The 20,700-nt window shown below is 59.1% G+C and carries 19 protein-coding genes; 10 read left to right on the top strand and 9 right to left on the bottom strand.

Going from position 1 to position 20,700, the window contains the following annotated elements; translation table 11 throughout:
- Window positions 1-107: 107 nt before the first annotated feature.
- A complete protein-coding gene (locus tag ACZ0A4_RS16285; protein WP_454565312.1) occupies window positions 108-3,002 on the bottom strand; it encodes a ribonucleoside-diphosphate reductase subunit alpha in 2,895 nt (964 codons plus the stop codon).
- An 857-nt stretch (window positions 3,003-3,859) separates the two neighbouring features.
- On the opposite strand from ACZ0A4_RS16285, the gene ACZ0A4_RS16280 reads away from it, so the two are divergent.
- Both ACZ0A4_RS16280 and ACZ0A4_RS16275 read left to right on the top strand, forming a co-directional pair.
- A complete protein-coding gene (locus ACZ0A4_RS16280; protein WP_463575578.1) occupies window positions 3,860-4,582 on the top strand; it encodes a response regulator in 723 nt (240 codons plus the stop codon).
- The gene (locus tag ACZ0A4_RS16275) at window positions 4,579-6,189 is read left to right on the top strand and encodes an ATP-binding protein (protein ID WP_463575576.1); all 1,611 of its coding nucleotides are present in this window, start codon (window positions 4,579-4,581) and stop codon (window positions 6,187-6,189) included. The genes ACZ0A4_RS16280 and ACZ0A4_RS16275 overlap by 4 nt, the downstream gene beginning before the upstream one ends.
- 117 nt (window positions 6,190-6,306) lie before the next feature.
- On the opposite strand, the gene ACZ0A4_RS16270 is transcribed toward ACZ0A4_RS16275, so the two are convergent.
- Together ACZ0A4_RS16270 and ACZ0A4_RS16265 are read right to left on the bottom strand one after the other, a co-directional pair.
- Window positions 6,307-7,032 (bottom strand): 4'-phosphopantetheinyl transferase family protein, encoded by a 726-nt coding sequence (locus tag ACZ0A4_RS16270; RefSeq protein WP_463575574.1) that lies wholly within the window; start codon window positions 7,030-7,032, stop codon window positions 6,307-6,309.
- Between the two features lie 150 nt (window positions 7,033-7,182).
- Window positions 7,183-7,974 carry a dienelactone hydrolase family protein gene (locus tag ACZ0A4_RS16265; RefSeq protein WP_463575573.1) on the bottom strand — a complete coding sequence of 264 codons (792 nt, stop codon included), beginning with the start codon at window positions 7,972-7,974 and terminating at the stop codon, window positions 7,183-7,185.
- A gap of 143 nt (window positions 7,975-8,117) precedes the next feature.
- Between ACZ0A4_RS16265 and ACZ0A4_RS16260 the strand changes: the two genes are divergently transcribed.
- From ACZ0A4_RS16260 to ACZ0A4_RS16250, 3 genes are all read left to right on the top strand, one after another.
- Window positions 8,118-8,723, top strand: coding sequence for a membrane protein (locus tag ACZ0A4_RS16260; RefSeq protein WP_038367429.1), 606 nt, complete (start codon window positions 8,118-8,120; stop codon window positions 8,721-8,723).
- A 148-nt stretch (window positions 8,724-8,871) separates the two neighbouring features.
- On the top strand, window positions 8,872-9,549 hold the full coding sequence (locus ACZ0A4_RS16255) for a response regulator transcription factor (protein ID WP_016987432.1): 678 nt from the start codon (window positions 8,872-8,874) through the stop codon (window positions 9,547-9,549).
- A complete protein-coding gene (locus tag ACZ0A4_RS16250) occupies window positions 9,546-10,892 on the top strand; it encodes an ATP-binding protein (RefSeq protein ID WP_016987433.1) in 1,347 nt (448 codons plus the stop codon). The genes ACZ0A4_RS16255 and ACZ0A4_RS16250 overlap by 4 nt, the downstream gene beginning before the upstream one ends.
- Window positions 10,893-11,110: 218 nt before the next feature.
- Here ACZ0A4_RS16250 and ACZ0A4_RS16245 read toward each other — a convergent pair whose 3' ends face one another.
- On the bottom strand, window positions 11,111-12,109 hold the full coding sequence (locus ACZ0A4_RS16245) for an AraC family transcriptional regulator (RefSeq protein ID WP_463575570.1): 999 nt from the start codon (window positions 12,107-12,109) through the stop codon (window positions 11,111-11,113).
- A 351-nt stretch (window positions 12,110-12,460) separates the two neighbouring features.
- On the opposite strand from ACZ0A4_RS16245, the gene ACZ0A4_RS16240 reads away from it, so the two are divergent.
- Both ACZ0A4_RS16240 and ACZ0A4_RS16235 read left to right on the top strand, forming a co-directional pair.
- Window positions 12,461-13,795, top strand: coding sequence for a dicarboxylate/amino acid:cation symporter (locus ACZ0A4_RS16240; RefSeq protein WP_175553469.1), 1,335 nt, complete (start codon window positions 12,461-12,463; stop codon window positions 13,793-13,795).
- Between the two features lie 143 nt (window positions 13,796-13,938).
- A complete protein-coding gene (locus ACZ0A4_RS16235; RefSeq protein WP_463575568.1) occupies window positions 13,939-15,120 on the top strand; it encodes a CaiB/BaiF CoA transferase family protein in 1,182 nt (393 codons plus the stop codon).
- Between the two features lie 114 nt (window positions 15,121-15,234).
- On the opposite strand, the gene ACZ0A4_RS16230 is transcribed toward ACZ0A4_RS16235, so the two are convergent.
- Both ACZ0A4_RS16230 and ACZ0A4_RS16225 read right to left on the bottom strand, forming a co-directional pair.
- Window positions 15,235-15,729 (bottom strand): SprT family zinc-dependent metalloprotease, encoded by a 495-nt coding sequence (locus ACZ0A4_RS16230; protein ID WP_405123065.1) that lies wholly within the window; start codon window positions 15,727-15,729, stop codon window positions 15,235-15,237.
- A 127-nt stretch (window positions 15,730-15,856) separates the two neighbouring features.
- Window positions 15,857-16,459 carry a Yip1 family protein gene (locus tag ACZ0A4_RS16225; RefSeq protein ID WP_053122787.1) on the bottom strand — a complete coding sequence of 201 codons (603 nt, stop codon included), beginning with the start codon at window positions 16,457-16,459 and terminating at the stop codon, window positions 15,857-15,859.
- A gap of 289 nt (window positions 16,460-16,748) precedes the next feature.
- Here ACZ0A4_RS16225 and ttcA point away from each other — a divergent pair, with 289 nt between their 5' ends.
- Entirely contained in the window at window positions 16,749-17,573 is an 825-nt protein-coding gene (gene ttcA / locus ACZ0A4_RS16220; protein WP_007917513.1) for a tRNA 2-thiocytidine(32) synthetase TtcA, read from the top strand.
- A 150-nt stretch (window positions 17,574-17,723) separates the two neighbouring features.
- Window positions 17,724-18,398, top strand: a complete 675-nt coding sequence (locus ACZ0A4_RS16215) for a DNA-3-methyladenine glycosylase I (protein ID WP_095123040.1) — start codon at window positions 17,724-17,726, stop codon at window positions 18,396-18,398.
- 114 nt (window positions 18,399-18,512) lie between these two features.
- Here the strand turns inward: ACZ0A4_RS16215 and ACZ0A4_RS16210 are convergent, their stop codons facing one another.
- From ACZ0A4_RS16210 to arsC, 3 genes are read right to left on the bottom strand one after another with little or no spacing between them, the layout of a single operon-like run.
- Window positions 18,513-18,938 carry a DUF2069 domain-containing protein gene (locus tag ACZ0A4_RS16210; protein ID WP_463575564.1) on the bottom strand — a complete coding sequence of 142 codons (426 nt, stop codon included), beginning with the start codon at window positions 18,936-18,938 and terminating at the stop codon, window positions 18,513-18,515.
- A gap of 1 nt (window position 18,939) precedes the next feature.
- Window positions 18,940-19,536: an NAD(P)H:quinone oxidoreductase gene (wrbA, locus tag ACZ0A4_RS16205; RefSeq protein WP_463575563.1), complete on the bottom strand. Its 597-nt coding sequence runs from the start codon at window positions 19,534-19,536 to the stop codon at window positions 18,940-18,942.
- Window positions 19,533-19,886 (bottom strand): arsenate reductase (glutaredoxin), encoded by a 354-nt coding sequence (gene arsC / locus ACZ0A4_RS16200; protein ID WP_093442189.1) that lies wholly within the window; start codon window positions 19,884-19,886, stop codon window positions 19,533-19,535. Before arsC ends, wrbA begins: the two co-directional genes overlap by 4 nt.
- Window positions 19,887-19,999: 113 nt before the next feature.
- Between arsC and ACZ0A4_RS16195 the strand changes: the two genes are divergently transcribed.
- Complete coding sequence (locus ACZ0A4_RS16195) at window positions 20,000-20,467, top strand: TlpA disulfide reductase family protein (protein WP_463575562.1); 468 nt, start codon at window positions 20,000-20,002, stop codon at window positions 20,465-20,467.
- Window positions 20,468-20,700: the final 233 nt, after the last annotated feature.

Below are 20,700 nucleotides of genomic sequence, written 5' to 3'. Positions count from 1 at the left end.
AATATTTACTCCAGACAAAAGAAAACCCCCGACACACCAGAAGTCTGTCGGGGGTTTCTTTTGCCCGGAGAATATCAGGCGTCTCGCAACGCCTGACTCAGCTCAGCTTATTGGCAAGCTTCGCAATCCGGCTCGTCAATGGCGCAAGCCTTTGGCACTGGAGCAGGACCGGCAGGAGCTGCCAGAACCGAATCGTCGCCGTGGTTGCCGCCGCTGGAAACAGCGTTCAGCTTGCCGGTGTTGATGGTCGACTTCTCGGTGCTGGTCGCGGCCAGGGCACGGAGGTAGTAAGTGGTTTTCAGACCACGGTACCAGGCCATGCGGTAGGTCACGTCGAGCTTCTTGCCCGATGCACCAGCGATGTACAGGTTCAGCGACTGGGCTTGGTCGATCCACTTCTGACGACGGCTGGCCGCGTCAACGATCCACTTGGTGTCCACTTCGAACGCGGTCGCGTAGAGCTCTTTGAGTTCTTGCGGGATGCGCTCGATCTGCTGAACCGAACCGTCGTAGTACTTCAGGTCGTTGATCATGACCGAGTCCCACAGACCGCGAGCCTTGAGGTCGCGAACCAGGTACGGGTTGATCACGGTGAATTCGCCCGACAGGTTCGATTTCACATACAGGTTCTGGTAGGTCGGTTCGATCGACTGCGAGACGCCAGTGATGTTGGCGATGGTCGCGGTCGGTGCGATGGCCATGATGTTGGAGTTACGAATGCCTTTCTGTACACGGGCACGAACCGGTGCCCAGTCGAGGGTTTCGTTCAGGTCAACGTCGATGTACTTCTGGCCACGTTGCTCGATCAGGATCTGTTGCGAATCCAGCGGCAGGATGCCTTTGGACCACAGCGAACCCTGGAACGTCTCGTACGCACCGCGCTCATCAGCCAGGTCGCAGGAAGCCTGGATCGCGTAGTAGCTGACCGCTTCCATCGACTTGTCGGCGAACTCGACGGCAGCGTCGGAACCGTAAGGGATGTGCTGCAGGTACAACGCGTCCTGGAAGCCCATGATGCCCAGACCGACCGGACGGTGCTTGAAGTTGGAGTTCTTCGCTTGTGGCACCGAGTAGTAGTTGATGTCGATAACGTTATCGAGCATGCGTACTGCGGTGTTCACGGTGCGTTCCAGCTTGGCGGTGTCCAGCTTGCCGTTGACGATGTGGTTCGGCAGGTTGATCGAGCCCAGGTTGCAAACGGCGATCTCGTCCTTGTTGGTGTTCAAGGTGATTTCGGTGCACAGGTTCGAGCTGTGAACCACGCCGACGTGCTGCTGCGGGCTGCGCAGGTTGCACGGGTCTTTGAAGGTCAGCCAAGGATGGCCGGTTTCAAACAGCATGGAGAGCATTTTGCGCCACAGGTCTTTGGCCTGAATGGTCTTGAACAGTTTGACCTTGCCCGGGTATTCGGTCAGCGCTTCGTAGTACTCGTAACGCTCTTCGAAAGCTTTACCGGTCAGGTCGTGCAGGTCCGGTACTTCGGATGGCGAGAACAGGGTCCACTTGCCGTCGTCGAAGACACGCTTCATGAACAGGTCAGGGATCCAGTTGGCGGTGTTCATGTCGTGGGTACGACGACGATCATCACCGGTGTTCTTGCGCAGTTCGATGAACTCTTCGATGTCCATGTGCCAGGTTTCCAGGTAGGCACATACAGCGCCTTTGCGCTTGCCACCCTGGTTAACGGCTACAGCGGTGTCGTTCACTACCTTGAGGAACGGAACCACGCCTTGCGACTTGCCGTTGGTGCCCTTGATGTACGAACCCAGTGCACGCACCGGCGTCCAGTCGTTGCCCAGGCCGCCAGCGAATTTCGACAACATGGCATTGTCGTGGATCGCGTGGTAGATGCCCGACAGGTCATCCGGCACGGTGGTCAGGTAGCAGCTCGACAGCTGTGGACGCAGGGTGCCGGCGTTGAACAGGGTCGGCGTCGACGACATGTAGTCGAAGGACGACAGCAGGTTGTAGAACTCGATCGCCCGGTCTTCTTTCTGCTTCTCTTCGATTGCCAGGCCCATGGCCACGCGCATGAAGAAGATCTGCGGCAGTTCGAAACGCACGCCATCCTTGTGGATGAAGTAACGGTCGTACAGGGTTTGCAGGCCCAGGTAGGTGAATTGCTGATCGCGCTCGTGGTTGATCGCCTTGCCCAGTTTTTCCAGGTCGAAGGAGGCCAGCACAGGGTTCAGCAGTTCGAACTCGATACCTTTGGCGATGTAAGCCGGCAGCGCCTTGGCGTACAGGTCGACCATCTCGTGGTGAGTAGCGCTTTCGGCCACACCGAGGAAACCCAGGCCTTCGGCACGCAGGGTGTCCATCAGCAGGCGGGCGGTCACGAACGAGTAGTTCGGCTCGCGCTCAACCAGAGTACGGGCGGTCATCACCAGGGCGGTGTTGACGTCGGTCAGGGCCACGCCGTCGTAGAGGTTTTTCAGGGTTTCGCGCTGAATCAGGTCGCCGTCGACTTCTTCCAGGCCTTCGCAGGCTTCGGTGACGATGGTGTTCAGGCGACCCATGTCCAGCGGCGCCAGGCTGCCATCGGCACGGGTGATACGGATCGACGGGTGAGCGTTGACCGCTTCTTCGGCCGGGGCGTGGGCAGCGCGTTCTTTCGAACGACCGTCACGGTAGATCACGTAGTCGCGAGCGACTTTCTGCTCACCGGCACGCATCAGGGCCAGTTCGACCTGGTCCTGGATTTCTTCGATGTGGATGGTGCCGCCCGATGGCATGCGACGCTTGAAGGTCGCGGTGACTTGTTCGGTCAGGCGCGCAACAGTGTCATGGATTCGCGACGAAGCGGCAGCGGTGCCGCCTTCAACTGCGAGGAACGCTTTGGTGATAGCGACGGTGATCTTGTCATCGGTGTAAGGAACGACAGTGCCATTGCGCTTGATCACGCGCAGTTGACCAGGCGCGGTGGCTGCCAGATCCGAATTCGAATCAGCGGCCTGCGGCAAGGTGCCCTGCGGGTTCTCGCGAGTTGTGTCGGTTTGCATGGGGGGTGGTCTCCACATTCTCTATGTTTGTTTGGGCACCATCATGGTGCCCACCGTTCTGTCCAGAAGCACTACAGCCGACGGGCGTCGGGTATAACAACTTCGGGACAGTAGGAAAAAAGGCTGATGAAGCCGCATCCTTGCCGAAGTTTTTGGCTACGAGCCAGGGCTCGAACCGGATTCCTTCCCAGGTGACAGTAATGACTGCAACACCCGTACCGTTCTCGCCGCTGCGAGGTAAAAAACGGTGCCATCCGCAAGTGCGGTTTGGGCTTTGAAAAACTTGCTTGGTTCAACCGGAAACCGGCAATAAATCGCTTGAGTTTCAGGTCTGAAATGTGGTTGGGCGTTTAAGTCAAAAACCCTATATGTAGGGGTTTTTTTTCGCCGTGCTACAAGATAATGCGTTTTGAGGGGTGTTGCAACGTACTACCTGTGGATAAACCTGTGCGTAAATTGTGTGTGAAACGAGGAACGAGCGTGTAGGCCGCGAACCTGCTGAGCTAGACCGTTTGTCTCCGTTTTTTCACCGGGAAAAACGCTTCAGCGGTTTTTTAAGGGCGCGAACCCTATCACAAAAAACTGCCTTCTCCGAACGCATTTACCGACTTGTGTTCTGGCTGTACGCCGTTTATACAATCGGCCCGTGTGCAGGCATTCTTATCCTCCCGAAACATGACAAAAACACGGGAGGATTCCGAAAAATGTAGGAGTGAGCCTGCTCGCGATGATGGCGGCACATCTAAAAGTGATGTCGACTGACCCACTGCTATCGCGAGCAGGCTCGCTCCCACAGGGAATTGTGTCGAGTCAGATGTTCTTCCTTCATTAATAACAATAGAAAGCAGAGGTCACCGGTGGAGCAACAAGCCTTTCAGGTATTGATCGTCGAGGATGACCAGCGACTGGCCGAACTGACGCGTGACTACCTGCAAGCCAATGGATTGTGCGTGGACATCGAAGGCAACGGTGCGCTGGCGGCGGCACGGATCATCAAAGAGCAGCCGGATCTGGTGATCCTTGACCTGATGCTGCCCGGCGAAGATGGCCTGAGCATCTGCCGCAAAGTGCGCAATCAGTATGACGGGCCGATTCTGATGCTCACCGCGCGCACCGACGATGCCGATCAGATCCAGGGGCTCGACCTCGGTGCCGACGATTACGTGTGCAAACCGGTGCGGCCACGTCTGTTGCTGGCGCGCATCCAGGCGTTGCTGCGCCGTAGCGACACGCCTGAACCGGTCGCCGGGAAATCCCGTCGTCTGCAATTTGGCCCCTTGGTGGTCGACGACGCCTTGCGCGAGGCATGGCTGAGTGACAATGGCATCGAACTGACCAGCGCCGAATTCGATCTGCTCTGGCTGCTGGTATCCAACGCCGGGCGAATTCTGTCCCGCGAAGAAATCTTCACTGCACTGCGCGGCATCGGCTATGACGGTCAGGACCGTTCGATCGATGTGCGCATTTCGCGCATTCGCCCGAAAATTGGCGACGACCCCGACCATCCGCGCCTGATCAAGACCATTCGCAGCAAAGGTTATCTGTTCGTTCCTGAAGCCTGCATAGACCTGCCGCTGTGAACTCGATCTTCCTGCGCATCTACGGCGGCATGTGCGCGGCGCTGATTCTGGTGGCGGTACTCGGCGTGCTGGCGCTGAATCTGCTCAATCAGGTGCGTAGCGAGCAATACCGCGAGCGTCTGGCCCACGGCACGTTCTCGCTGATGGCCGGCAACCTGCAACCGATGAACGAAACCGAGCGCCATCGTGCGCTGATGGTGTGGGAGCGTTTGCTGGGGATTCCGCTGGCATTGAAAAAGTTTGCCGAGACCGATCTTGATCTGTCCCAGCGCACCCGCGTGCAGCGTGGCCAGGCGCTGGTCGAGCAGACCGGACCGCACGCAGCGAAAGTCTATCGAATTGTCAGCGACAAAGAGCAGTTGGTCCTCACTGGCGAAGTGCAACAGATCAGCGAGCAACTGGCCCGCGCGACCATTTACCTGTTGGCCGATGAACTGGTGCGCGTACCGGTCGGCGAGCAGCCCAAGCGCCTCGCGCAGATAAAGGAAGAAAAGGGTTTCGGTTTCGATCTGCGCCTGGTCACGGTGAATGACGCCGACATGGACGAAGACCAGAGCCGCCGCGTGGCCGAAGGCGACACGGTGATGGCGCTGGGCAAGGGTGGCGATTCGATCCGCGTGTTTGCCGGCATGGTCGGTACGCCGTGGGTGCTGGAGATCGGCCCGCTGTATCAGATGAACCCGTACCCGCCGGAATGGCTGGTGCTGATTGCGGCGCTCGGCCTGACTCTGATCGGCCTGATTGTTTATTTGCTGGTGCGTCAGCTCGAACGCCGTTTACGCGGCCTCGAAGCAGCGGCCACGCGGATTGCCAAGGGCAGCCTGGAAACCCGTGTGCCGGCGCGCGGTGCCGACTCGGTGGGGCGCCTGGCGTCAGCGTTCAACGGTATGGCCGAGCACTTGCAACAGTTGCTGGCGATCCAGCGAGAACTGGTGCGCGCGGTGTCCCATGAATTACGCACGCCGGTGGCGCGCCTGCGTTTCGGTCTGGAAATGATCGGCTCGGCGACCACGCCGCAAGCGCTGGAGAAGTACCGCGAAGGCATGGATCACGACATCGAAGACCTCGATAAGCTGGTCGATGAAATGCTCACCTATGCGCGGCTGGAACAAGGTTCACCGGCGCTGACGTTTCAGCGCATTGATCTGGACGCATTGGTCAATCAGGTGATCGAGGAGCTGGCGCCGTTGCGCGCCGAGGTCACCGTGCAGCGTGGTTTGTGCCTGTCTGCTGCGGATAACGATGATGCCTGGGTCGAAGCCGAGCCACGTTACCTGCACCGGGCATTGCAGAATCTGGTGAGCAACGCCATGCGCCATGCACGCTCGAAGGTGACGGTGAGTTATCAGGTCGGGCAATTGCGTTGCCGCGTCGACGTCGAGGATGACGGCCCGGGCGTGCCGGAAGTGGCGTGGGAGCGGATTTTTACGCCGTTTCTGCGTCTGGACGACAGCCGTACACGAGCGTCGGGCGGGCATGGTCTGGGCTTGTCGATCGTGCGGCGGATCATCCACTGGCATGACGGCCGGGCGATTATTGGCAAGAGCAAGAGTCTGGGTGGGGCGTGCTTTAGTCTGAGTTGGCCGAGGAATCAGGAGCGTCGGTAATTCTTGTGGTGGCTGTGATGCCGCCTTCGCGAGCAAGCTCGCTCCCACAGGGGGAATGCATTTCAAAATGTGGGAGCGAGCCTGCTCGCGAAGAGGCCTGAACAGACGCTGATGATTTCAGGCCTTGATGCTGACCAGACTCAACAACTGCCCATCCTGCACCCCGAACTGCGCCTCCAGTTCAGTGCCGTTACGCCACTCGGCCGACAAGTCCGTCAACAAACGCAATCGCACCTGACCCGCCTCAGCCCACTCCACCACTTCAGCGTGCTCGAAATAAAAGCGCTGCTGCACAATCGGGTACAGCGCCTTGAACAAGCTTTCTTTCACCGAAAACGTCAGCGTCACCCACAACGCCAATTGATCCCGCGAGGCGGCCTTCATGCGCTGCATTTCAGGTGGCGTCAGAATCTCCCCGGCCAGGCGCTCGGCGCGTTCGGTATTCAGCAGGTTTTCCAGATCCATGCCCAAACCGCGCCAGTGTTGCTTGTTGGCGACAATTGCCGCCGCACGGCCGGTGCTGTGGGTGATCGAGCCGCAGATATGTGCGGGCCATATCGGCGCGCGGTCTTCGCCAATCGCCGGCACCACGCTGCTGCCTTCCAGTTGCTGCAACGCCGCGCGGGCGCAAATCCGCCCGGCGAGAAATTCCGCCTGACGCTTGGCCACCGAACGCTGAATGCTCGGCGGCGGCTCAATGGCGCTACGGCGAAAGTCATCGCCAAGCAGTTGAGCCGGATCGAAGTGAGTGCTGAGCAGCACAGTGTCGGGCAACACCGTCGGCAACGGCCAGTGGCTGTCGAGTGCGGTGCAGCAGGCGGGCAGGGCGGGGGTGAGATTCATGGCGGGCATTTTGCCGGTTAGTCGGGCCAAGGTCGAGATTGGCGGTGAAGCTTTCGCGAGCAGGCTCGCTCCCACAGGGGATCTTATGGGCAACTTAGATCCAGTGTGGGAGCGAGCCTGCTCGCGAAGGCCGCGCCGCGGTGTCGCTGATCAGCTGAAGATTTTCTGCAAGAACGCTTTCATGTCCGCCCAGGATTTTTCATCCGCTGCCTTGTTGTACCCGATGTCCGGGCCACCGTGCTCGCCATGGCTCAGGCGATCGGCATCCGGATTGGTGAAGCCATGCTTGGCGCCCTCCAGGCTGACAAATTTATAGTCAGCCCCGGCCTTGTCCATTTCCGCCTTGAACGCGGTGACATTGTCCGGCGTGACCATGCTGTCCAGCGCGCCGTGCTCGACCAGAATCTTCGCCTTTACACTGCCGGGCGTCGCTGGGGTTTTGGTCGCCAGTGCACCGTGGAAACTCACCACACCCGCCAATGGCTCACCTTGCCGCGCGGCGTTGAGCACCACGCCACCGCCGAAGCAGTAACCGATGGCGGCGATTTTGTTGACGTCGGTTTGCGGCTGCTTCTTCAGCAAGTTCAGCCCGGCCTCGAAGCGCTTGCTGGAAGCCGCCGCATCCTGAGTCGCGGCCTGCATGAACGCCATCGCATCTTTCGGGTGCTCGGTGTTCTTGCCTTCGCCGTACATATCGATCGCCAACGCGCTGTAGCCGAGTGCGGCGAGATCGCGTGCGCGGCGTTTGGCGTAATCGTTCAGGCCCCACCATTCGTGCACAACGACGACGCCCGGGCGTTTGCCTCTGATGGCGTCGTCATAGGCGTAGTAGCCGATCAGTTTCGTGCCGTCGGCGCTCTGATAGGGGATTTCTTCAGTCTTGATCGCAGCCTGAGCAAGGCTGCTGACAGCCAGCAACGTTAGGGCGAGGAACAGGCGCATGGTCGGGTCTCCTGACAATAAAAGGTCAAATCAGCCTAGTTCATTTGGTTCAGGTCAGGTTCAGAGACGGTTCAGGGGCGGTACAGGGGAAGGTCAGTAACCTTGCGCCATACCCAAACAGCACTGTGAAAGAGGAAATACCCATGACTCGTTTTAACAAACTGTTGCTGGCATTGACCGTAATGAGCGCCAGTATCGCGGCCCAGGCCGACACCACTTCGAACTTCGCCGGCCTGACCTTCGGCCAGACCAGTGACAAGATCAACAAATCCAACTCGCTGAACAACAACCTCGACCACCCGAACGCTACCGGCGCCATCGACGGTAACAACACCTATGGCGTACGCCTGGGTCAGCAAAACAGCCAGGGTCGCTACTACGCCACCTACGACAACGTGTCGGGCTCGCACAATGGCATTAAACTGCGTCAGGAAAACCTGTTGGGCAGCTACGATCTGTTCTACCCGGTGGGCGGCAGCACCAAGTTGTTCGGCGGTGCAACGGCCGGTCTGACCAAACTGACTCAGGATTCGCCGAGCTACAGCCGCGACAGTGACATCGGTTATGCGGTTGGCGGCCAGTTCGGTGTGTTGCAGCAAGTCTCGCAGAACACCTCGGTCGAACTCGGTTACCGTTACCTGCGCAGCAACGCCAGCACTGAAATGAAAGAGAGCGGCGGCAGCAAGCAAGGCTCGCTGGACTTGACCAGCAGCGCCCAGACTTATCTGTCGGCCAACTACAATTTCTAAGGAGCGAATCGCCTTGGAACCCTGTGGGAGCGAGCTTGCTCGCGAAAGCGATGTTTCATTCAACACCTCGTTGACTGAATAGCCGCCTTCGCGAGCAAGCTCGCTCCCACAGGTGGTTGTGGAGATTTCAAGTGATTAGGAGAAGGTCATGAAACTGTTGGTCGTCGAAGATGAAGCGCTGTTGCGTCATCACCTGCAAACTCGCCTGACGGAAAGCGGTCACGTGGTCGAGTCCGTGGCCAATGCCGAAGAGGCGCTGTACCAGACCGGACAGTTCAACTTCGACCTGGCGGTGATCGATCTCGGCCTGCCGGGCATGGGCGGTCTCGACTTGATCCGCCAGTTGCGCGCGGGGGGCAAGACCTTCCCGATCCTAATCCTCACCGCGCGCGGCAACTGGCAGGACAAGGTCGAAGGCCTCGCCGCCGGCGCCGACGATTACGTAGTCAAGCCGTTCCAGTTCGAAGAACTCGACGCGCGCCTGAATGCCTTGCTGCGCCGCTCCAGCGGTTTCACTCAGTCGACCATCGTCGCCGGGCCGCTGCTGCTCGATCTCAATCGCAAACAGGCTACCCTCGATGAGCAACCGTTGGCGCTGACCGCGTACGAGTACCGCATCCTTGAATACCTGATGCGTCATCATCAGCAAGTGGTGCCCAAGGATCGTTTGATGGAGCAGCTCTACCCGGATGACGACGAGCGTGATCCGAATGTCATCGAAGTGCTGGTCGGCCGTCTGCGCCGCAAACTCGAAGGCCCGGCCGGGTTCAAACCGATCGACACCGTGCGCGGTCTCGGCTACCTGTTCAATGAGCGCTGCACTTGATTCGTTCCCTTCGCGTTCGCTTGATGCTCGCCGCCACCACGTTGGCGGTGTTGTTCATGCTCGCCTTGCTCCCGGCGATGCAAGGCGCGTTCAGCCTCGCGTTGCAGGATTCGATCGAACAGCGCCTGGCCTCGGACGTCACTACGCTGATCTCTGCCGCGCGCATCGAAAACGGTCGGCTGGTGATGCCCAATCAGTTGCCGGATGAACGTTTCAATCTCACCGACTTCCGTTTGCTCGGCTATATCTACGACCGCGAAGGGCACCTGGTCTGGCGCTCGAAAGCTACCCAGGAAGAACAGATCAACTACAAGCCGCGCTACGACGGCCTCGGTAACGAGTTCGCACGGATTCGTGAAACCAATGGCCAGGAGTTCTTCGTCTACGACGTTGAAGTCAAACTGCTCGGGGGCAAAAGCGCGGCGTTCAGCATCGTCGCCCTGCAACCGGTACGCGAATACGAAACCACCCTCGAGGGCCTGCGTGAAAATCTCTATCTGGGCTTCGGTGCCGCGTTACTCGTGCTGTTGGCGCTGTTGTGGATCGGCCTGACATGGGGCCTCAAAGCCTTGCGCCGGCTCAGTCAGGAACTCGACGAAATCGAGGGCGGCACCCGTGAAAGTCTGACTGAGCAACATCCGCGCGAACTGCTGCGCCTGACCGGCTCGCTCAACCGTTTGCTGCATAGCGAGCGCCAGCAACGCAGTCGTTATCGCGATTCTCTCGATGATCTGGCGCACAGCTTGAAAACGCCGTTGGCGGTGTTGCAGGGTGTTAGCGAGGACATGGCTCAACGTCCCGAAGAACGCGATCAGGCCTGGGTGCTGCAAAGCCAGATCGAGCGCATGAGCCAGCAGATCAGCTACCAATTGCAGCGGGCCAGTTTGCGCAAAAGCGGTCTGGTGCGCCATCAGGTGCGCTTGCAACCGGTACTCAAAAGCCTGTGCGACACACTGGACAAGGTTTACCGCGACAAGCATGTGCGCGTGGCATTTGATCTGCCCGAGCATTGCTATGTGCCAATCGAGCAAGGCGCGTTGCTGGAGATGATGGGCAACTTGCTGGAGAACGCTTATCGCCTGTGTCTGGGCGAGGTGCGCATCAGCGTGCGCGAGACCCTGGCCGGGATTGAATTGTGCGTCGAAGACGACGGCCCCGGTGTGCCACCGGATCAGCGCGCGCGGATTCTCGAGCGCGGCGAACGCCTGGATGCCCAGCATCCGGGGCAGGGGATCGGGTTGGCGGTGGTCAAGGACATTATTGAAAGCTACAACGCCAAACTCGCGCTGGGTGATTCGCCGATGGGTGGGGCGGCGTTCAGGATTCATTTTCCGGCGGTGTGATCAAAAGCTGCCCTCACCCTAACCCTTCCGAAACGTCGGACCGCCCCGAGGTAGAGGGGACTGACCGAAGTGTCTTTGGAAAATGATCGACTTGAGCGATTTTAGTCGAATATGGATTCAGCGAAGAGCTGTAAGGTCGGCGGAAACTCTGAACATCCCCCAATCAGCCCCCTCTTCTCGGGGAGAGGGTTAGGGTGAGGGGCTTTTGATTCAGCGCCTCACTGCTCCTGCGCCCGATAGGCCCCCGGCGTCAGCCCCGTCCACTTCTTGAATGCCCGGTGAAACGCCGACGGTTCGGAAAACCCCAACTGCTCGGCAATCTGCTGCAACGACAGATCCGCCCGGCCCAAATGATAAATGGCGATATCCCGCCGCAACTGATCCTTCAACTCCTGAAAACTCGTACCTTCCTCCCGCAAATGCCGGCGCAGCGTTTGCGGGCTGATGTGCATATGCGCTGCGACCGCTTCCAGATCCGGCCAGTTCGCAATGTCGCGACTGAGCAAACGACGCAGGCGGCTGCTCAGGCTGTCACCGTCGTCCGGGCGTGAGAGCAGGTCGGCAGGGGAGCGTTCGAGGAAGTGTTTGAGGGTGCGTTCGTCCTGCAACAGCGGCATAGACAGATAGCGGCTGTGGAACAAAAGGCTGCTTTGATCGGTGCCAAAGGTCAGCGGGCAGGGGAACAGCAGGTCGTATTCGGCACCATGTTCGGGACGCGGATAACTGAAGGTCGCTTGTTCGAGGCGAATCCGCTGCCCGATCAGCCAACTGCCCAGGCGATGCCAGATCACCAGCAGACTTTCGGTGAGAAAGTGATCCGGGTCCCACATCTGCGAATCGTCGAGGCTCAAACGCACCCATTCGTCTTCGCGCGTCAGGCTCAGGCGCGGGGCCTCAGGGAATAGGCTATAAAACAATAAACCGCGTTGCAGTGCCTTCTCCAGATTGCGGCAGTGAATCGAGGCGTGGCACATCATGGCGAAACTGCCGGGCTTGCTCGGGGCGTTGCCAAAACCCAGGTATTCGTCGTCCAGCGCCAGCCACAGGCCCTGAATCAACCGGGTGAATTGTTCCGGAGCAATGCGTGCGCGGGGCTCGTCGAGCAGTTCCGGGCTGATGCCCAGTTGCAGCAGCAGGCCCGAGTAATCGAAACCCACGCGGCGTGCGCCACCGAGGGCGGCACGGGCAAAATGACTGGCGATGGTGCGTTCGCGCATAAGCGGCAGATCCTTCCTCAGGCGCCGGATGGTAGCGGCGGGCTGGACGCATCGACAAGGCGGATTTCCGCCAAATTGTAGGACGAGAAGCGGCGAGTTGGCGGAAATCCGCCACACTTGAGTAACCGAATGGTGACATCCATGCACCTGTAATCCCTGATATCAAAAGGCTTGCAGGCAATCGCACCAAAGTGGCACGACGTTTGCGATACAAGCCACAGAAGCGTGCGTTTCGCCCTGATGGAAAATGCTGCTCCAACAACAAATCCCTCCAGTGCAGGAGGGTTCGCAATTCAGGTTTCGCGGTCAACAGATGGATGTTGTCACGCGAGGCTCTTGAGGAAACCTGCAATGACGACTCGTCAGCCACTGTACAAATCCCTGTATTTCCAGGTGATCATCGCAATCATCATCGGTATTGCGCTTGGTCATTACTACCCGCAGTTCGGTGTCGCGGTAAAGCCACTGGGTGACGGGTTCATCAAACTGATCAAAATGATCATCGCCCCGATCATCTTCTGCACCGTGGTCAGCGGTATCGCTGGCATGCAGAACATGAAATCGGTCGGCAAGACCGGCGGTTACGCACTCCTGTATTTCGAAATCGTTTCGACCATCGCGCTGCTGGTCGGTCTGGTCGTGGTCAACATCGTGCAACCGGGCAACGGCATGCACATCGACGTTGCCACCCTCGACGCTTCGAAAGTCGCGTCATACGTGGCGGCTGGCGCTGACCAAAGCGTTGTCGGTTTCCTGCTCAACGTGATCCCGACCACTATCGTCGGCGCGTTCGCCACCGGTGACATCCTGCAAGTGCTGATGTTCTCGGTGATCTTCGGTTTCGCCCTGCATCGCCTGGGCGCCTACGGCAAGCCGATCCTCGACTTCATCGATCGCTTCGCCCACGTAATGTTCAACATCATCAACATGATCATGAAGCTCGCGCCAATCGGTGCCTTCGGTGCCATGGCCTTCACCATCGGTGCTTACGGTGTCGGCTCGCTGGTGCAGCTGGGTCAACTGATGATCTGCTTCTACATCACCTGTCTGCTGTTCGTGCTGATCGTGCTCGGCGGCATCGCCCGCATGCACGGTTTCAGCGTGCTGAAGATGATTCGTTACATCCGTGAAGAGCTGCTGATCGTCCTCGGCACCTCCTCGTCGGAATCGGTACTGCCACGCATGCTGATCAAGATGGAACGTCTGGGCGCGAAGAAATCGGTAGTGGGTCTGGTGATCCCGACCGGTTACTCGTTCAACCTCGACGGTACCGCGATCTACCTGACCATGGCTGCTGTGTTCATTGCTCAGGCCACCGACACGCACATGGACATCACTCACCAGATCACCCTGCTGGTGGTGTTGCTGCTGTCCTCCAAAGGCGCTGCCGGTGTAACCGGTTCGGGCTTCATCGTGCTGGCCGCGACCCTGTCGGCAGTAGGTCACCTGCCGGTGGCCGGCCTGGCGCTGATCCTCGGTATCGACCGCTTCATGTCCGAAGCGCGCGCACTGACCAACCTCGTTGGTAACGCTGTAGCGACCATCGTGGTTGCCAAGTGGGTGAAAGAGCTGGACACAGACACGCTGCAAACCGAGTTGGCTTCGGGCGGTCGTGGTATCGCTGATACCCGTCCGGAAGATGACCTGGGTGTGGCTGAAGGCCCGACGCCTAGCAGCGTCAAGTAACCCTCGCTTCATGAAAAACCCGCTCCGGCGGGTTTTTTCTTGCCTGCGATTTGAGCGTAACGGTCACACCCGCTGACATTTCCGGTGATTGCCGTGCGCGGCATCGCTGCCTAGGCTGAGTGCATCGCCCAAGGAGTTCGCCCATGTCCGCACCGCTGGCCTCACTGAAAATCCTCGATTTCTCGACATTGCTGCCGGGGCCATTCGCCTCGCTGTTGCTGGCGGACATGGGGGCTCAAGTGCTGCGCATCGAGTCACCGACGCGCATGGATCTGCTGCGGGTATTGCCGCCGCATGATGGCGGAGTATCGGCCAGTCACGCTTACCTCAATCGCAATAAGCGCAGCCTGGCGCTGGACCTGAAACAGCCCGAAGCGCTGGAAGTGGTCAAGCAACTGCTGGCCGATCACGACATTCTCCTCGAGCAGTTTCGCCCCGGTGTGATGGAGCGCCTGGGCCTGGGCTATGAAGCGCTGAAGGCGATCAACCCGAAACTGATCTATGTGTCGATCACCGGTTACGGCCAGACCGGGCCGTACAAGGATCGCGCCGGGCATGACATCAACTATCTGGCACTGGCCGGGCTTTCCAGCTACACCGGCCGCGCTGACAGCGGGCCGTTGCCGCTGGGCATGCAAGTGGCGGATGTCGCCGGTGGTTCGTTGCACGGCGTGATCGGCCTGCTGGCGGCGGTGATTGCGCGGCAGCAGAGCGGGCAGGGCACGCATCTGGATGTGAGCATGACTGATTGCGCGTTCAGCCTAAATGCCATGGCGGGGGCCGGGTATCTTGCGTGCGGTGAAGAACCTGAATGGGAAGATCAGATGCTCAACGGTGGCAGTTTTTACGACTACTACCGCTCGCGGGATGGGCGCTGGATGTCAGTGGGCAGTTTGGAGCCGGCGTTTATGCAGCAGTTGTGTGCTGCGCTGGGGCGGCCGGAGTTGGCGGCGCTGGGTTTATCGCCCAAGCCTGAACAGCAGCGACAGTTGAAATACGCGCTGACGGTCGAGTTTGAAAAGCATGACTTTGTTGAACTGTGCGAGTTGTTTGCCGGGATCGATGCGTGTGTCGAGCCGGTGTTGAATTTGGCAGAGGCGGTGCGCCATCCACAGCTGCTGGCGCGTGAACTGGTGACGCAAGTGCCGCGTGGGGATGGTTCGACCCAAGCGCAGATGGCATGTCCGTTGAAGTTTTCTGAAGCGTTGCCGGCACCGCGGCATGTGGGCGCGGGGTTGGGGCAGCATACGGATGAGGTGTTGGCGGAGTTGGGGTTTGGGGCTGAGCGGATTGCTGAATTGCGTTCTGCCAAAGTCATTCTCTAGTGCCTGTTCTGGCCTCATCGCTGGCAAGCCAGCTCCCACAGTTTTCGAGGTGCTCACTGAACCTGTGGGAGCTGGCTTGCCAGCGATGGGGCCAGTCAGGGCAACACAAGCTGACTATTCGACGCGCATCTCGCCACTGAACACCAAGGTACTCCGGCAGCGCCGACACAAATACCGCCGCCCCTGCCGCACCAGGCCATGGCGCTGCGCCGAAAACGGGAAATCACTGTCGGCGCACGGGCATTTGTAGATATAGCGGGTCACGCTGCGCCGCTTGATTGCATAGGTGTGGCAGCGATCCGGCGGCAGTTCGTAAACGCCGCGCATGATCAATTGCCATTCCTCGCCATGGGGCTGGATGCGGTCGCCAAACAACTGATGGGCAATCAGGTGCGCAACTTCGTGGGCCACGGTTTGCTTGAGAAAGTGTTCGGCGTTTTCCCGGTACAGCTGCGGATTGAAGCGCAGCAGGTTCTCGTGCAGATGCGCGACACCGGCTTTTTGCCCGCGCAGCTTGAGGCTGACAACAGGACGAGGGAATGAGCGTTTGAAAAAGGATTCAGCGAGTTGGTAACAATCTTCGACGCGGGTATTGAGTTGCTCGGGCATGCTTGATGGATCTCCAGAGGCGTCGAGTATGCCGCAACCCTGTGCGCTTGCGAATCGCCAAGCTGCCGAATGGTCATTCTCCAAACGACAAGGCCGCCTTGCGGCGGCCTGTATTCAGCTTGTCGAGTCAGTTCGTATAAACGGGACCTACGCCCAGCCCCCAGACAATTACGGTGAACGCCATGATGGCGACCAGCACCACCAGACCCACCGCCAGCACCGAGCTTGAAAACAGAAAACCTTCGTCCGACGGAATGTTCATGAACGTCGGCAGCCCCACATACAACAGATACACCGTGTAGCAGATGGCCGCCGTACCGACGATCATCCCCAGCCACATATGCGGATACAGCGCCGCCAGCCCGCCAACAAACAACGGTGTTGCGGTGTAGGTGGCAAACGCCACGCACCGGGCCAGGCTTGGATTGGCGTCATAGGTGCGCGCCATCCAGTGCACGAACGCCCCCATCACCGCGACGCCGCCGAGCATCGCCAGGTACGACATGACGGTCATCCAGATCGCGCTTTCTACGGTGAGCATCACCGGTGCGCGGTTGCCGATCACCCAGCCAACCTGAGTGGTGCCGATAAACGCCGAGATGGCGGGGATCGCCGCCAGGATCAGCGTGTGGGTGAGGTACATGTGGCTGATGCTTTCCTCTTGGTCGCCACGAATTTCCTTCCATTCCTGATCGGGGTGGGTAAAGAGTCCCACTACGTGATGGATCATGCCAGTCACTCCTCTTGTTATTGCCATCGCCCCCCAACGGAGCGCCTACGGGCCAAGGTGGCCGAGCAAATACAGGTCTTCAGATTGTGTGCGACCTTATGTCGCAGTATAGAAAGGTCTTACCCGCACAGGTATTGGGGGCTTAGAGCAAATCGCGCTGTAAACAGGGCGGGTAATCGCCTCGGGGTCTGTAAAAGTGCCGTTGCCTTACGACGACAACCTGTGCCCACAACCCCGGGGTTTTTGCGTAAAATGCCGGCCTTTCGTCACACCTCACGGATTTCGCGTCATGGGCACTCTTACGGTCAACCAGAACAAACTGCAAAAGCGTCTGCGCCGTCTGGCCGGCGAAGCGGTCGCCGATTTCAACATGATCGAAGACGGCGACAAGGTCATGGTCTGCCTGTCCGGCGGCAAGGACAGTTACACCATGCTCGATGTGCTGCTGCACCTGCAGAAGGTTGCACCGATCAAGTTCGAGATCGTCGCGGTGAACATGGACCAGAAGCAGCCGGGCTTCCCCGAGCATGTGCTGCCGGCCTATCTGAAAGAGCTGGGTGTCGAGTATCACATCGTCGAGAAAGACACCTATTCGGTGGTCAAGGAACTGATCCCGGAAGGCAAGACCACCTGCTCGCTGTGTTCGCGTCTGCGTCGCGGCACGCTGTACACCTTTGCCGACGAAATCGGCGCGACCAAAATGGCCCTCGGTCATCACCGCGACGACATCGTCGAGACGTTCTTCCTCAACATGTTCTTCAATGGCAGCCTCAAGGCCATGCCGCCGAAGCTGCGCGCCGATGACGGCCGCAACGTGGTGATCCGTCCACTGGCGTACTGCAACGAGAAAGACATTCAGGCTTACTCGGATTTGAAAGAGTTCCCGATCATCCCGTGCAACCTCTGTGGTTCGCAGGAAAACCTGCAGCGTCAGGTGGTCAAGGAAATGCTGCAGGATTGGGAACGCAAGACCCCGGGCCGAACCGAAAGCATCTTCCGCAGTCTGCAGAATGTGATCCCGTCGCAACTGGCCGACCGCAACCTGTTCGACTTCACCAGCCTGAAGATCGACGAGACCGCGGCTTCGCGCTTCGTTAACGTCGTAAACCTGTAAACCCGATTCATGTGGGAGCGAGCTTGCTCGCGAAGGCGTCGTGTCAGCCGACATCAATGTTGAATGACATACCGCTTTCGCGAGCAAGCTCGCTCCCACAGTGCTTTGTGTTCAAAGATAGAATTTCATTTTCATTTCCCGGGAGAGGGCATGCGCGATTACAAGTGGCTGCACGAATACTGTCTGAACCGCTTCGGTTCGGCGGCTGAACTGGAAGCCCATTTGCCCGTTCCCAAGACTCCGGCGCAACTGCGCAAGATCAGCGACGACCGCTACCTCTCGACCATGGCTTTGCGCGTATTTCGCGCCGGCCTCAAGCACAGCCTGGTCGACGCCAAGTGGCCGGCCTTCGAAGAAGTGTTTTTCAAGTTCGACCCGGAAAAAGTCGTGCTGATGAGTGCCGAACACCTTGAGCGTCTGATGCAGGACGCGCGGATCATCCGCCACCTGGGCAAGCTCAAGAGCGTGCCGCGCAACGCGCAGTTCATTCTTGATGTCGAGAAAGAGAAGGGCAGTTTCGGTGCATTGATCGCCGACTGGCCGGTGACCGATATCGTCGGTCTGTGGACGTACCTGAAAAAGCACGGTCATCAATTGGGCGGGCTGTCGGCGCCACGGTTTTTGCGCATGGTCGGCAAGGATACCTTTGTGCCGAGCTACGACGTGGTCGCGGCGCTGAACGCGCAGAAGATCGTCGACAAGGTGCCGACCAGTCTGCGCGATCTGGCGATTGTGCAGGATGCGTTCAACCAGTGGCATGAGCAGAGCGGTGGGCGGGCGATGAGCCAGATTTCGATGATGCTCGCTTACACCGTCAATCATTGAAACCGAGTTGCCCGAATCGCTGGCAAGCCAGCTCCCACAGGATCGCTGTTGAAACACAATTCTGTGATCGACGCAAAAAACTGTGGGAGCTGGCTTGCCAGCGATGGCGGTCTGTCAGGCGACGGAGATTTCGCCTTCACCTGCCAGTTTGCGATTCAACTGATACCGCCACCGCACATACAACAGCGCCGAGCAGAACACCGCCAGACTCGCGACCATTTCCAGCACGCCAAACCACTGCCGGCTCGGGTCATACGCCGCCAGTGCGCCTTTGATGAAATACAGATTCACCACAAAACACATCCACGAATGGCCACGTGCGCTACCCATGATCATCGCCGGTGCGAGAACAATCCACGGGATCAGCTCGACCAGCAGAATCACCCATGGCCGCGCGCCGTGCAGATCGGCGAATAGCAGATAGTAGGCCGCGAGCAGACCGGCCAGCCCGAAAAAACTCAGCAGGCTGAGCGCCCGCATCGCTTTCACGCGCGGTTCAAGCCACTCGACACTCGGCAGAATCTTCGGCTTCTTCGCCATATCAGCCCACCAGTTTCTGAGCGGTTTTCGCCAGCCGCAGACCCAGTGCGCGACACAGCGCCACTTCGTGCTGATCGAGGCCTTTTTTACCGTCAGCCCCAGCGTGATGACTGGCACCGTAAGGCGTACCGCCGCCCTGGGTTTCCAGCAACGCCGACTCGCTGTACGGCAGGCCGGTGATGAGCATGCCGTGGTGCAGCAATGGCAGCATCATCGACAGCAGCGTGGTTTCCTGACCGCCATGCAGGCTGGCGGTGGACGTGAATACACCCGCCGGTTTGCCGACGAGGGCGCCGGTCAGCCACAGATTGCTGGTGCCATCGAGGAAGTATTTCAGCGGTGCGGCCATGTTGCCGAAACGCGTCGGGCTGCCGAGGGCGAGGCCGGCGCAGTTCTTCAAATCATCGAGAGTGGCGTAGAGCGCGCCTTCGTCCGGTATGGCCGGGGCCACGGCTTCGCACTCGGTAGAGATTGCCGGCACGGTGCGCAAACGCGCTTCGAGACCGGCCTGCTCGACACCGCGGGCAATCTGCCGGGCCATCTCGTTGGTCGAGCCGTTGCGGCTGTAATACAGCACCAGAATGTACGGCGATCTCACGGCAACAACTCCAGGATATTTTCCGGCGGACGACCGATGACGGCTTTGTCACCGACTTCAAGAATCGGCCGCTCCATCAGTTTTGGATGCTGGGCGATGGCGTCGATCAATTGCGCTTCGCTGAGGCTTTCGTCAGCCAGCTGAAGCATTTTGTATTCATCTTCCCCGGTGCGCAGCAACTGGCGTGCGCTGATCCCGAGCTTGCCGAGCAGGGCCTTGATTTGCGCCGCATTCAGCGGGGTTTCGAGGTAACGCACGACGTTCGGGGTCAGGCCGCGGGCTTCAAGCAACTCCAGCGCGCCGCGGGATTTCGAGCAGCGCGGATTGTGATAAAGCGTCAGATCGGTCATGGCGGGTCGCTTCTGGCGTAAAGTGGCGGCTATTCTAACTGTGCAGCGCGCAATCCAGAACCTTCGGAGGCAATGGGTCGCAGGCGCCTTCAAATTTTCACAAGGAACACGACATGACACGGCGATTGGCAGCGGCATTGACGATATTCGGGGCGTTGATGCTGGGGGGCTGCGGCAATGATTACGGTATTGACCAGAACGGCCAGAAGGTTGCGTCCGAGCGCTTGGACAAACAATGGGTGGTGCTCAACTACTGGGCCGAATGGTGCGGCCCGTGCCGGACTGAAATCCCGGAACTCAATCATTTGGCTGATGAACTGAAGAGCAAGAACGTTGGGGTGTTCGGGGTGAACTTCGACAATGTGCAGGGTGTGGAACTGAAAGACGCCAGCGAGAAGCTCGGCATCAAGTTCACCGTGCTGGCGCAGGATCCGGCGGAACTGTTCGAGTTGCCGCGCAGTGAGGCGCTGCCGGTGACGTACATCATCGACAACAAGGGCAAGGTGCGTGAGCAGTTGATGGGGGAGCAGACCGCGGCGGGGGTGATGGCCAAGCTTGAGGCTCTACAGGCGACCCAGTAACGTCAAAAGCCCCTCACCCCAGCCCTCTCCCAGGGGGAGAGGGAGCCGACCGAGGTGTCTGGCGAGTTACATCGACCTGAAAAAACCAGTCGATTATGGATTCACCAAAGCCAGATCCGCTCATTTAGGCAGTCGCCAGAGCGGGCCTCGATCGATTATGGATTCGGCGATGGCCGTTCAGGTCGGTGTACTTCTCCAATATCCCCCATTCAGTCCCCTCTCCCCCTGGGAGA

This window comes from Pseudomonas sp. AC172 (genome assembly GCF_979258595.1).
Note: the sequence above shows the minus strand (reverse complement) of the source record. Positions and strands in the feature narration are given on the sequence as shown.